Genomic DNA, 12,471 nt, shown 5'->3' with positions numbered 1-12,471 from the left:
CCTCGGCGGTAACCCACCGACCAGCCGAGTACGACCAACCTCCTGACCGGGTACACCTAGCGCCTAGTCCTCCCGGCGCGGCTCGCGCGGGCGGCGGGTGCCGAAGATGCCGTTGAGGATGGCCGAGAACAGGCCCATGAGCAGCGCGCCGCCGATGGCCCAGCCGAAGCCCTCGACGGTGAGGCCGAAGCCGAGGATGCCGCTCACCCAGGTCACGAGCCAGAACAGGAAGCCGTTCACGATCAGCGCGAACAGCCCCAGCGTCAGGCAGTAGAGCGGGATCGAGATGACGTGGACGATCTTGCCGATCACCGAGTTGATCAGGCCCCAGACGAGCGCGAGCAGCAGGTACGTGACCACGAGGGCGAGGTCGGTGCCCTCGTAGGCGGTCACGGTCATGCCGGCGCCGAGGATGAGGGTGGTCAGCCACAGGGCGACCGCGTTCAGGATGGTCGAGGCGAGGAAGCGCATCTGCCCATTCTTGCGCGGCTCGATGAAAGGCACCGTAGACTTTGCCCATGGCAGACGCACCGGTGAAGCTCCGTCCCGAGATCCTCGCGCAGCGCGCGTATCAGCAGGGAAAGCCCGCTCCCGCGAAGTCCTTCAAGCTCTCCTCGAACGAGGTCCCCTTCCCGCCCCTGAAGAGCGTGCTCGAGGCCGCGCAGCGGGTCGACGGCATGCAGCGCTACCCCGACGCATCCGCCGGCGCCGTGCGCGAGGCCCTCGCCGAGCACTACGACCTCGCCGCCGAGAACGTGCTCGTCGGCGCCGGCTCCGTATCGCTCCTCTACCAGGCCGTCGCCGCGGCCGCGGGCCCCGGCGACGAGGTGATCTACCCGTGGCGGTCCTTCGAGGCGTACCCCGGCATGGTCACCGTCGCCGGCGCCACGAGCGTGCGGGTCCCCATCCGCGCCGACGGCTCGCTCGACCTCGACGCCATCCTCGACGCGATCACCGACCGCACCCGGCTCGTCATCGTCTGCAGCCCCAACAACCCCACCGGCCCGGCGGTCGGCCAGGAGGAGTTCGAGCGCTTCATCGATCGCGTGCCCGAGGACCTGCTCGTCATCGCCGACGAGGCCTACATCGAGTTCGTCACCGACCCCGGCGCGCTCAACGCGACGCGCATCCTCGCCGAGCACCCGAACCTCGTGATCGCCCGCACCTTCTCGAAGGCCTACGGGCTCGCCGGCATGCGCGTGGGCTACATGCTCGGCCACCCGGGCATCCTCGGGGCCTTCACGACCACCGCCATCCCCTTCCTCATCTCGGCGCAGGCGCAGGCCGCCGCGCTCGCGGTCATGCGGGAGCCCGAGGCCGTGCGCACCCGGGTGAACGAGATCACCGCGCGGCGCGACGAGGTGCGCCGCGCGCTCATCGATCAGGGCTGGGACGTGCCCGAGACCCAGGCGAACTTCGTGTGGCTGCCCTGCGGCGAGCAGACCGAGGGCGTCGACGCGATCCTGCGCGAGGGCGGCATCGTGGCCCGCGCGTTCCCCGGCGACGGCATCCGCGTCACCATCGCCGAGGAGGAGTCGGTGACGCCGCTGCTCGCGGCCTGCTGGCGCGCCATCGAACGGTATCCGTACCTGCGCTCCGAGCCCGGCGAGGAGTGAGCGCGTTGCCGCGGGAAGGGTTCGGAGACGGCGAGCGCCGGCGAGAAATTGTGGGACCTCACAAGGAAAGCCCCCGTGCCGCTGGAGGAAAACCGCAGGCCGTCCCGCGCTCACGCCCTAGACTGGGCAAGTTGTAACAAACCCCTGGAAGGTGTCGCCCGAGTGACTGCAACCGAAGACTTCGCGTCGATCCTGACGCCCGAGGGAAAGCTCGCGCCCACCCCGGCGTTCGAGCCGTTCGTCGACCGCGTCCGCGGCGCCGATGACGAGCTCTGGCGCACGGCGTACCGGCAGATGCGCCTCGTGCGCGCATTCGACCGCGAGGGCACGAACCTGCAGCGGCAGGGGCAGCTCGCGCTCTACGTGCCCGCCGAGGGGCAGGAGGCGGCGCAGGTCGGCTCCGGGCTCGCGGCGCGCGAGCAGGACGCGATCTTCCCCTCCTACCGAGAGCACGGCGTGGCCTTCGCGCGCGGGCTCGACCTCGTGCGCATCCTCGCCCTGCTGCGCGGCGTCACGAACAGCGGCTGGGACCCCGCCCAGGAGCGCAACTTCCGCAACTACGTGCTCGTGATCGCCTCGCAGACGCTGCACGCGACCGGCTACGCCGTCGGCCAGCTGCTCGACGGCAAGGTGGGCGCCGCGGGCCCGGAGGAGGACGAGGCGACGATCGTCTACTTCGGCGACGGCGCCACCAGCCAGGGCGACCTCAACGAGGCGCTCGTCTTCGCGAAGAGCTACAACGCCCCCGAGGTCTTCTTCCTGCAGAACAACCAGTGGGCCATCTCCGTGCCCGTCAGCCGGCAGTCGCCCGTGCCCCTCTACCGCCGCGCCGACGGCTTCGGCATCCCCACGGTGCAGATCGACGGCAACGACGTCATGGCGAGCTGGGCGGTCTCGGGCCAGTTCCTCGACGAGGCCCGCGCCGGCGGCGGCCCGCGATTCATCGAGGCCCTGACCTACCGCATGGGCGCGCACACCACGAGCGACGACCCCACGAAGTACCGCACGAGCGACGAGGAGCAGTACTGGCGCGACCGCGACCCGCTCCAGCGGCTCGAGCGCTACCTGCGCGACCAGGGCGACGAGGGCTCCTTCTTCGAGGACATCGAGGCCGAGGCGAAGGACTACGCGGCCGACATCCGCCGCCGCGCGCTCGCGCTGCCCGACCCCGATCCGATCGACATATTCACGCATCCCTACGCGGAGGCGCACGAGCTCATCGAGGAGCAGCGCCTCGCCTTCCTCGACTTCGAGGCCTCGCTCGAGGAGGACGCATGAACGACCGCCAGACGATGCCGCTCGCGAAGGCGATCAACGCCGGTCTGCGCGCCGCGATGGAGAAGAACGACAAGGTGCTGCTGCTCGGCGAGGACATCGGCACCCTCGGCGGCGTCTTCCGCGTGACGGAGCACCTCAAGCGCGACTTCGGCGAGCACCGCGTCTTCGACACCCCGCTGGCCGAGTCCGGCATCCTGGGCATGGCGATCGGCCTCGCGATGCGCGGCTACCGGCCGGTCTGCGAGATCCAGTTCGACGGCTTCGTGTATCCGGCCTTCGACCAGATCACCTCGCAGCTCGCGAAGTTCCACGCGCGCACCCACGGGGCGGTCAGGCTGCCGGTCGTGATCCGCATCCCCTACGGCGGCCACGTGGGTGCGATCGAGCACCACCAGGAGAGCCCCGAGACCTACTTCGCGCACACGCCGGGCCTGCGCGTGGTGTCGCCCTCGAACCCCAACGACGCCTACTGGATGCTGCAGCAGGCCATCGAGAGCGACGACCCGGTCGTCTACCTCGAGCCGAAGAGCCGCTACTGGCCCAAGGGCGAGGTCGACACGGCCGCGCCGAGCGCCGACATGGGGGAGACCCGCGTGGCGCGCGAGGGCGAGCACGTGACGCTCATCGGCTTCGGCGCCCAGACCACGATGAATCTGCAGGCGGCGCAGCTCGCCGAGGAGGAGGGCGTCTCGGTCGAGGTGCTCGACCTGCGCGGCGTCGCCCCCGTGAACTACGAGCCCATCTTCGAATCGGTGCGCAAGACCGGCCGCGCGGTCGTGGCGCAGGAGGCCCCCGGCAACATCTCGCTCGCGAGCGAGATCGCCGCGCGGATCGCGGAGCGCTGCTTCTACAGCCTCGAGGCGCCGGTGCTGCGGGCGAGCGCGTACGACGTGCCGTTCCCGCCCGCCCGGCTCGAGACGCAATACCTGCCCGATGTGGACCGCGTGCTCGACGCGATCGACCGCACGCTCGACTACTAGGAGTCCTGATGGCCATTGAGTTCCCGCTCCCCGATGTGGGAGAAGGTCTGACCGAAGCCGACATCGTGCAGTGGCGCGTGAAGCCCGGAGACGCGGTCGAGGTCAACGACGTCCTCGTCGAGATCGAGACCGCCAAATCGCTCGTCGAGCTGCCGAGCCCGTTCGAGGGCACCATCCACGAGCTGCTCGCGGGCGAGGGCGAGACGGTCGAGGTCGGCTCCGCGCTGCTCACCGTCGAGACGGCCGATTCGCCCGGCGCCGAGGTCATCGACGACCCCGAGGACCCGGACGGCGACGGCCACCCCGGCCGCACCTCGGAGGAGTTCGCCGAGGCGGAGCGCGACGCGCAGAGCACCGTGGACACCGACGGCGGCGCGAACCTCGTCGGCTACGGCGCCGCCCCCAGCGCGTCCTCGCGCCGCTCGGGCCGCCGCCGCACCGTCGCCGGGCGCACGAAGCCCGCGACCGCGGGCGAGCGCGAGGCGGCCGGCGTCGCGGGGCAGGCCAAGCCCGCCCGCCCGGCATCCGTGCCCGCCGCATCCGCCTATCCGATCGTCGCGAAGCCGCCGATCCGCAAGCTCGCGCGCGACCTCGAGGTGGACCTCGCGGCCGTGCAGGGCACCGGGCTCGCCGGCGAGATCACCCGCGACGACGTGATCCGCCACGCCGAGCAGGCCAAGCTGTTCACGAACCTCGAGACCCCGGCCCCCGGCGCCGAGCGCGAGGAGCGCCACCCGGTCAAGGGCGTGCGCAAGCAGATCGCGCAGAACATGGTGAAGTCGATGTTCACGGCGCCGCACGTGAGCCTGTTCGTCGACGTGGACGCGACGCGCACCATGGAGTACGTCAAACGGCTTAAGAACTCGCCCGACTTCGCGGGCGTCAAGGTCTCGCCCCTGCTGCTGGTCGCCAAGGCCGTGGTGTGGGCCATCCGCCGCAACCCGACGGTGAACGCGACGTGGACCGACGCGGAGTACACCATCAAGCACTACGTGAACCTCGGCATCGCGGCCGCCACGCCGCGCGGCCTGCTCGTGCCGAACATCAAGGACGCGCAGGACATGAGCATGCGGGAGCTCGCGGGAGCGCTCGAGCAGCTCACGATCACGGCGCGCGAGGGGAAGACCCCGCCCGCGGACCAGCAGGCCGGCACGTTCACGATCACGAACATCGGCGTCTTCGGCATGGACTCGGGCACGCCCGTGCTCATGCCGAACGAGGTTGGCATCCTCGCCTTCGGCACGGTGCGGCCCAAGCCGTGGGTCGTCAACGACGAGGTGCATGTGCGCCAGGTGACGACGCTCGCGGCATCCTTCGACCACCGCCTCGTGGACGGCGACGTGGCCTCGCGCTTCCTCGCGGACGTGGCGCGCATCGTCGAGGAGCCCGCGCTGCTGCTCGACTAGCGGTGATACCCGGGGAGATCGTTCTGCGGTACCGTTCGCGGGGCGACGGCAACGGCCTCTGCTGAGGCGCTCGCGGTGGTGGAGACGGCCGGACCTACTAGGGGCATCGGCTCGCCTTCGCCACTTCCGCCGCCCGGCACGCGTTGCCGCTGCACGGTGATCGTCTATGCACCAACTGACGCTGTCGGCGCTGCTGGGCTCCGTGCTGGAGCGGCTCGACGCTGTGCACGAGGACAGCCGCCCGGCTTCGCCCTCGGCGGAATGTTTGCGCCGATGTTCTGAGAACGGTTATCGTTAGTTGGCTGGCGCTCGAGTTCGGGAGGGGCGCCGCGGCTCCATCGATCTTCCGACTAGTAAGGAACGCCGTGCGCAAGCTCACGCGGATCATCATCGGCGGCGCATCCGCCATCGCCGCGACCATCGGACTCGCCGGATGCACCGGCGCCGGCGGAGGCTTCGACGCATCCGACGGCCTGCAGATCGTGACCACCACGACGCAGCTCACCGACTTCGCGGAGAACATCACCGAGGGCACCGAGGCCGAGATCACCGGCCTGCTCAAGCCCAACGGCTCCGCTCATCACTTCGAGGCGAACGCCGCCGACCTCGAGACGATCCGCAATGCCGACGTCGTCATCTTCAACGGCATGGGCCTCGAGGAGCCCTGGCTCGACGAAGTGCTCGACTCCTCCGGCTTCGACGGCGTGCGCATCGATGCCTCCACGAACATCGACCCCGCCGAGATCATCGAGGGCGGCGACGACCACGAGCACGGCGAGGAGGGTCACGGCCACGAGGGCGAGACCGCCGAGGAGGAAAGCGCCGAGGCGCACGATCACGGCGAGGCGAACCCGCACATCTGGACGAGCCCCTTGGTGGCCGCGACGATGGTCGAGACCGTCGTCGACGAGCTCGCCGCCGCGGACTCCGAGCGGGCCGGCACCTACGAGGAGAACGGCGCCGCCTACACGGGCAAGCTCGACGAGCTGCACGAGTGGATCGCCGCCAACATCGATACGATTCCCGAGGACGAGCGCCTTCTGGTGACGAACCACAACGCGCTGACCTACTACGAGGTCGAATACGGCATCACCTTCGTGGGCTCGGTCATGCCCAGCTGGGACGACAACGCCGAGCCCTCGGCCGCGGAGATCAACCTGCTCGTCAAGAACATCGAGGAATCGGGCGTGCAGGCCGTCTTCACCGAGACCCAGCTCAACCCGGCGACGGCCGAATCCATCGCGAACGAGGCCGGCGTCAAGGTCTACTCGGGCGAGGACGCCCTCTACACCGACGCGCTCGGCGAGGAGGGCTCGACCGGCGCCACCTACATCCAGGCCACCATCCACAACACCACGCAGCTCCTCGACTCCTGGGGCGGCAGCGCGACCGAGGTGCCCGCCGACCTGCAGGGGGCCTAGGCGATGGCGCAGGCCGCATCCGACGGGCGGGAGGCGCGCGAGCGGGAGTCCGGGCAGCCGGCCGTGCTCGCCGAGCTCCGCGACGTCACGCTCAGCTACGACGGCCGCACGCCGGCCGCGACGGGCCTCGATCTCGCCGTGCGCGAGGGCGAGGCGCTCGCGCTCGTGGGCCCCAACGCATCCGGCAAGTCGACCACGCTCAAGAGCCTGCTCGGCCTCGTCCGGCCGATCGCCGGCGCCGAGCGCGTGCTCGGCGGCTCGCCGCGCCGGGCCGCCCGGGAGATCGGCTACATGCCGCAGACGGATGAGATCGACCCCGAGTTCCCCGTCTCGCTGCGGCAGGTGGTGATGATGGGCCGCTACCGGCGACTCGGCCCGCTGCGCTGGCCCGGCCGCGCCGACCGCGAGGCGGTGGATGCGGCCCTCGAGCGAGTCGACCTCGCCGACCGGGCCCACCGCCGCTTCGGCGACCTCTCGGGCGGCCAGCAGCAGCGCGGCCTGCTCGCACGCGCGCTCGTGACCCAGCCGCGGATGCTCCTGCTCGACGAGCCCTTCAACGGGCTCGACACGACGAGCCGGCAGGCGCTCATGCGGACGCTCCGAGAGCTCCGCGAGGAGGGCGTGGGCATCGTCGTCTCCACCCACGACCTCGAGCTCGCGCACCAGGTCTGCTCGCACGTGCTCCTCATCAACCGGCGCCAGATCGCCTTCGGGCCCATCCACGAGACGCTCACGCCCGAGCACGTCGCCGAGACCTTCGGCGAGTCCGCGGGCCACTTCGACACGCACGACGACCTCGTGGCGCATCCGCATCCGCTGCCGACCCCCGAGAGGTCCGGCCTGTGAACGCCACCCTCACGGGCATCGACGTGATGTTCGGCGCGCCCTTCATGCAGCAGGCGGCGATCGCGCTCGGCCTGCTCGCGGCCTGCGCCGCGCTCGTCGGCGTCGCGCTCAACCTGCGCGACCTCGAGTTCGTCTCCGACGGGCTCGTGCACGCCGTCTTCCCCGGCGTCGTGATCGGCCTCGCGCTCGGCGGGGGCGAGACGATCTACGTGGGCGCCATCATCGCGGCGCTCGTCGCGACCGTGCTGCTCACGATCGCGACGAACCGCGGCGCCGGCACGGATGCGAGCACGGCCGTGCTCCTCGCGGGCTGCTTCGCGCTGGGCATCGTGATCGTCTCGCGCACCACGACCTACTCCACCGGGGTCGAGCAGCTGCTGTTCGGCCAGCTCCTCACGATCGGCACGGGCGATGTCCTCGTCATCGCGGTGCTCGGCGGCATCGCGGCGCTGCTCGTCGTGTTCACGTGGAAGGAGCAGGTGTTCATCTCCTTCGACCGGCGCGGCGCCGAGGCCTCCGCCATGCGGGTGTTCGCGTACGAGCTCGCCCTCAACCTCGCGATCGCGCTCGTCGTGGTCGCGGCCTCCCGCGCGGTCGGCAACCTGCTCGTGCTCGCCCTGCTCATCGTCCCCGCCGCGGTGGGCAGGCTGCTCTCGCGCCGGCTCTCCGCGATCCTCGCCATCGCCTTCGTCACGGCGCTGCTCGGCAGCGTCGCGGGACTCGTCGGCGGCTACTGGCTCGCCGTGGACGCCTCCCTCGCGATCTCCCCCTCGGGCGTGCTGGTGCTGTGCCTCGTCGCGATCTACCTCGTGGTCGCCGGCATCAGCGCGCTCACGACCCTGGTCCGGCGGCGGACGCGCGGCGGATTCGCGCCGCTCACCGGGCCGGAGCTCGCGGATCGCCTCGCCGTGCGCGACGCCGCGACCGGCGCGGCGGCAGAGGCATCCGAAGCGGATGCGGGATCGCCCGGGGCGGGCGCACCCGTCGCCGGAGCGCCCGACGCGGCGGCCGGCACGGAAGGGGCGCGCGCATGACCGTCTTCTCGATGGCGCTCCTGGCCGGAGTGCTCGTCGGCGCGCTCGCGGGGCTCGTCGGATCGATCGTCGTGCTGCGACAGCGCGCGTTCTTCACGGTGGCCCTCACGCACGCGACCTTCCCGGGCGGCGTGGCCGCCGCGCTGCTCGGCCTCAACATCGTCGTGGGCGCGGCCGCCATGGGCCTGCTGCTCGTCGCGCTCATGCTCGTGCTGGGCCGCATCCGCCGGCAGGGCCGACAGGTCGCCGCCGGCATCGTGCTGTCCTTCGGCTACGCGCTCGGCACCTTCCTGCACTCGCTCAACCCGCAGCTGCAGACCCGGGTCGACTCGTTCCTCACGGGCATGATCCTCGGCATCTCGCCCGCGAACGTCGCGATCATCGCCGGGATGCTCGTCATCGCGATCATCGCGATCGGGCTGCTCTGGAAGCAGATGCTCTTCTCGACCTTCGACCGCGCCGGCTTCGAGGCCGCGGGCTTCCGCGAGGCGAGGATGGAGGTCCTCACCCTCCTGCTCATCACCGGCACCGTGGTCGCCACGATGCCGGCGATCGGCTCCGTGCTCGCGATCGCGATGATCGCGGCGCCCGCCGCGGCCGCGCGCCTGCTCACCGGTCGCATCCAGCTGCTCGTGCCCCTCGCGATGAGCCTGGGCATCCTCGCGGCCGTCTTCGGCCTCTACGCCTCGCGCTGGTGGAACATCGCGGCCGGCGGCTCGATGGCGCTAGCGGCCACGGGCGTATTCGTCCTCGCCCTGCTCTGGTCGCGCGCGGCGAAGGGCCTCCGCGGCCGGGCCGGGGCAGGCCGCCGCGACGCCGAGTCGGGCGTCGAGCCCCGAGCGAACACGCAACCATCGGAGGCGGTCCGCGGGTAGTCTTGCCGCATGAAGGAAACCCGCAGCTCGGCCCCGCAGCGCCGCAACACGTGGCAGCGGGAAGCCGTGCGCGAGGCGCTGCGCGAGCACGAGGGGTTCGTGACGGCGCAGGAGCTCCACCGCATCCTCGAGGACGCGGATCAGCGCATCGGCCTCGCGACGGTCTACCGCAGCCTCGCGAACCTCGCGGAGCAGGGCGAGGCCGACACCATGCGCAACGCCGACGGCGAGCACTACCGGTACTGCCGCACCGAGGACCACCATCACCACCTGGTGTGCCGCCGCTGCGGCGCGACCGAGGAGATCACCGACCCGGTGGTCGAGCAGTGGGCGGAGCGCGTCTCCTCGCAGCACGGCTACACGGACATCAGCCACACGCTCGACCTCTTCGGCCTCTGCCGAGAGTGCTCGGCGGCCTGAGCCGCCGGCCGACCCGCTTCCACGGCCCGCGGCATCCGCCGGGCCCGCGACGGCGAGCTTCACGGTCGCGTCGCCCGATCCCGCGGCATCCGCTCCGCCCGGCGCGACACGCCCGGAATCCGCTCTTGTGCGGGGTCGCCGCACTGCGTAAGCTATTCAGCTGGTGCGTTCGGGGCTCCCTCCGGACGACACCGCGCACGAACCGCAATCCCGCGGACCTCGGCGCAGGCAAGAGATCTTGGGCAGCACTCTCACGGGTGCTGCGGTATTGAAGGAGACACCGTGGCAGCAGTATGCCAGGTGACCGGAACCACTCCCGGGTTCGGTCACAATGTTTCGCACTCGAACCGACGGACCAAGCGTCGCTTCGACCCGAACATCCAGAAGAAGAAGTTCTACGTTCCCTCGCTCAAGAAGACCGTGACGCTCAACGTCTCGGCCAAGGGCATCAAGGTGATCGACGCCCGTGGCATCGACGCCGTCGTCGCTGACCTGCAGAAGAAGGGTGTGAAGCTCTAATGGCCAAGAAGAGCCAGGACGTTCGCCCGATCATCAAGCTCCGCTCCACCGCGGGCACCGGGTTCACCTACGTCACCAAGAAGAACCGCCGGAACACGCCGGACCGCCTCGTGCTCAAGAAGTACGACCCGGTAATCCGCAAGCACGTCGAATTCCGCGAGGAGCGCTAAGACATGGCGAAGAAGAGCAAGATCGCAAAGAACGAGCAGCGCAAGGAGATCGTCGCCCGCTACGCCGAGCGCCGCCTGCAGCTGAAGAAGCAGCTCATCGACCCGAACGGGACCGACGAGTCGCGCGAGGAGGCCCGCGTGGCACTCCAGAAGCTTCCCCGTGACGCTTCGCCCGTCCGCGTCCGCAGCCGCGACGCCATCGACGGCCGCCCCCGCGGCGTGCTCTCGAAGTACGGCATCTCGCGTGTGCGCTTCCGCGAGATGGCGCACCGCGGCGAGCTGCCCGGCATCACCAAGTCGAGCTGGTAGCCACCGGCCCGCAGGGCTGAACCGGCCGTCGCCCCGCGGGGCCGAGCCGGCCACGGGCCCGCAGGGCCGGGCGGACGGCTCCGGAGCGCTCCGCATCCGCGCGGAGCGGCGTGCCGGGGCCGTGCCCCGCACGAGAACGGCGAGTACCTCAGGTGCTCGCCGTTCGTCGTTTCCAGGGGCGGCCCCGGCGAGGAGCTCCTGCGGGCGCATCCGCGCGCGCCTCCGCCCGCATCCCTCGGCCCGAGCCCATGTATTCACGTCTCTGTGTCAGTGCCCCTGCATCCGCGTCCCTGCGCCGCGGCTCCCGTCTTCGCGTTCCGCGGATGTGAGGGATGCGCAGCTTCCTCTTGCAGATGTGAGGGATATGGGGCTTCCTCCCGCTGATGTGAGGGATATGGGGCTTCCTCCCGATGATGTGAGGGATATGGGGCTTCCTCTTGCGGATGTGAGGCAAATGCTGGGTATGGCCGCCGCGTAGTCTGCATTCGTCTCACATCCGCGGTATGTGCGCCTTTCCGTGTCCGGTACGCGCGTTCCCGTGCCCGGCTCCTGTATTTGCGTCTTGCGGATGTGAGGGATATGGGGCTTTTTCTTGCGGATGTGAGGGGTATGGGGCTTCCTCTTGCGGATGTGAGGCAAATGCTGGGTATGACTGCCGCGTAGTCTGCATTCGTCTCACATCCGCGGTATGTGCGCCTTTCCGTGTCCGGTACGCGCGTTCCCGTGCCCGGCTCCTGTATTTGCGTCTTGCGGATGTGAGGGATATGGGGCTTTCTCTTGCGGATGTGAGGGGTATGGGGCTTCCTCTTGCGGATGTGAGGCAAATGCTGGGTATGACTGCCGCGTAGTCTGCATTCGTCTCACATCCGCGGTACGCGCGCCTTCTCGTGTCCGGTAGGCCGCCTTCCTGTGTCCGGTACGCGCGCCTTTCCGTGCCTGGTACTCGCGTCCCCGCGTCCGGTACGCACGCCTCGCGTCCGGTACGCGAACCCGGTGTCCGGCACCCCCTCCGGCACGCGTATTCCGTGCCTCGACCGCGGCACCCGTTCTGCACGTCCGTGCCGCTCGGCGCGGGCCGCCGGCCCCGCCGGCAACCGTCGCGGAGGCTGGGAAAGCCGTCGTTTTTCCTCCAGATGCCGCATATTTGCAAGGATCGCAGGCGGTTGGTGCTAGTTTGGCGACGTTGCCCGTCGGCCAAGAGCCGAGCGGAGCGACCGAAACTGTAAATCTCCGTGCTCGCGACTCGCGAGTACAGCGTCCTGAGGAGGGCACGCATGGCAGACAACAACACCGTGAACAAGACCGAACTCGTCGCGTCGATCGCCGCTGAGACCGGTCAGAGCCAGGCGACCGTGAACGGCGTGCTCGACGCCCTGTTCCAGCAGCTCGCGACCAACGCCGCCAAGGGCGTCAAGGTCACCATCCCCGGCTGGTTCTCGGTTGAGCAGACGGAGCGCGCCGCTCGCGTCGGCCGCAACCCCCGCACCGGTGAGGAGATCGAGATCCCCGCTTCGAAGGGCGTCAAGATCTCGGCCGGCTCGAAGCTCAAGAACGCCGTGAAGTAGTTCTTCGCGAACGTCGACGGGCCATTCCGCGG

14 protein-coding genes are annotated in these 12,471 nt (G+C 70.1%); 13 read left to right on the top strand and 1 reads right to left on the bottom strand.

Features of this window, described 5'->3' with window-relative positions:
* Positions 1–63: 63 nt before the first annotated feature.
* Positions 64–471 carry a phage holin family protein gene (locus FM112_RS12510; protein ID WP_087008052.1) on the bottom strand — a complete coding sequence of 136 codons (408 nt, stop codon included), beginning with the start codon at positions 469–471 and terminating at the stop codon, positions 64–66.
* A 47-nt stretch (positions 472–518) separates the two neighbouring features.
* On the opposite strand from FM112_RS12510, the gene FM112_RS12505 reads away from it, so the two are divergent.
* The 13 genes from FM112_RS12505 (at position 519) to FM112_RS12445 (ending at position 12,439) form a co-directional block, all read left to right on the top strand.
* Complete coding sequence (locus FM112_RS12505; RefSeq protein ID WP_087008050.1) at positions 519–1,616, top strand: histidinol-phosphate transaminase; 1,098 nt, start codon at positions 519–521, stop codon at positions 1,614–1,616.
* Between the two features lie 162 nt (positions 1,617–1,778).
* Positions 1,779–2,894 carry a thiamine pyrophosphate-dependent dehydrogenase E1 component subunit alpha gene (locus FM112_RS12500; RefSeq protein ID WP_087008048.1) on the top strand — a complete coding sequence of 372 codons (1,116 nt, stop codon included), beginning with the start codon at positions 1,779–1,781 and terminating at the stop codon, positions 2,892–2,894.
* Positions 2,891–3,874, top strand: coding sequence for an alpha-ketoacid dehydrogenase subunit beta (locus FM112_RS12495; protein ID WP_087008046.1), 984 nt, complete (start codon positions 2,891–2,893; stop codon positions 3,872–3,874). Before FM112_RS12500 ends, FM112_RS12495 begins: the two co-directional genes overlap by 4 nt.
* 5 nt (positions 3,875–3,879) lie before the next feature.
* On the top strand, positions 3,880–5,280 hold the full coding sequence (locus tag FM112_RS12490; protein WP_087008044.1) for a dihydrolipoamide acetyltransferase family protein: 1,401 nt from the start codon (positions 3,880–3,882) through the stop codon (positions 5,278–5,280).
* Between the two features lie 365 nt (positions 5,281–5,645).
* A complete protein-coding gene (locus tag FM112_RS12485; RefSeq protein ID WP_087008042.1) occupies positions 5,646–6,701 on the top strand; it encodes a metal ABC transporter substrate-binding protein in 1,056 nt (351 codons plus the stop codon).
* A 3-nt stretch (positions 6,702–6,704) separates the two neighbouring features.
* Positions 6,705–7,547, top strand: a complete 843-nt coding sequence (locus tag FM112_RS12480) for a metal ABC transporter ATP-binding protein (protein WP_087008040.1) — start codon at positions 6,705–6,707, stop codon at positions 7,545–7,547.
* Entirely contained in the window at positions 7,544–8,581 is a 1,038-nt protein-coding gene (locus FM112_RS12475) for a metal ABC transporter permease (protein ID WP_087008038.1), read from the top strand. The genes FM112_RS12480 and FM112_RS12475 overlap by 4 nt, the downstream gene beginning before the upstream one ends.
* Positions 8,578–9,456 (top strand): metal ABC transporter permease, encoded by an 879-nt coding sequence (locus FM112_RS12470; protein WP_087008036.1) that lies wholly within the window; start codon positions 8,578–8,580, stop codon positions 9,454–9,456. The genes FM112_RS12475 and FM112_RS12470 overlap by 4 nt, the downstream gene beginning before the upstream one ends.
* A 9-nt stretch (positions 9,457–9,465) precedes the next feature.
* The gene (locus FM112_RS12465) at positions 9,466–9,876 is read left to right on the top strand and encodes a Fur family transcriptional regulator (protein ID WP_087008034.1); all 411 of its coding nucleotides are present in this window, start codon (positions 9,466–9,468) and stop codon (positions 9,874–9,876) included.
* 282 nt (positions 9,877–10,158) lie between these two features.
* Complete coding sequence (rpmB, locus tag FM112_RS12460; RefSeq protein WP_087008032.1) at positions 10,159–10,395, top strand: 50S ribosomal protein L28; 237 nt, start codon at positions 10,159–10,161, stop codon at positions 10,393–10,395.
* Entirely contained in the window at positions 10,395–10,565 is a 171-nt protein-coding gene (gene rpmG, locus FM112_RS12455; RefSeq protein ID WP_026937797.1) for a 50S ribosomal protein L33, read from the top strand. Before rpmB ends, rpmG begins: the two co-directional genes overlap by 1 nt.
* A gap of 3 nt (positions 10,566–10,568) precedes the next feature.
* Positions 10,569–10,874 (top strand): 30S ribosomal protein S14, encoded by a 306-nt coding sequence (rpsN, locus tag FM112_RS12450; protein ID WP_087008030.1) that lies wholly within the window; start codon positions 10,569–10,571, stop codon positions 10,872–10,874.
* A gap of 1,274 nt (positions 10,875–12,148) precedes the next feature.
* The gene (locus tag FM112_RS12445; RefSeq protein ID WP_087008027.1) at positions 12,149–12,439 is read left to right on the top strand and encodes an HU family DNA-binding protein; all 291 of its coding nucleotides are present in this window, start codon (positions 12,149–12,151) and stop codon (positions 12,437–12,439) included.
* Positions 12,440–12,471 lie beyond the last annotated feature (32 nt).

Origin of the sequence: Gulosibacter sp. 10 (assembly GCF_900163695.1) — a bacterium.
GTDB lineage: Bacteria > Actinomycetota > Actinomycetes > Actinomycetales > Microbacteriaceae > Gulosibacter.
Note: the sequence above shows the minus strand (reverse complement) of the source record. Positions and strands in the feature narration are given on the sequence as shown.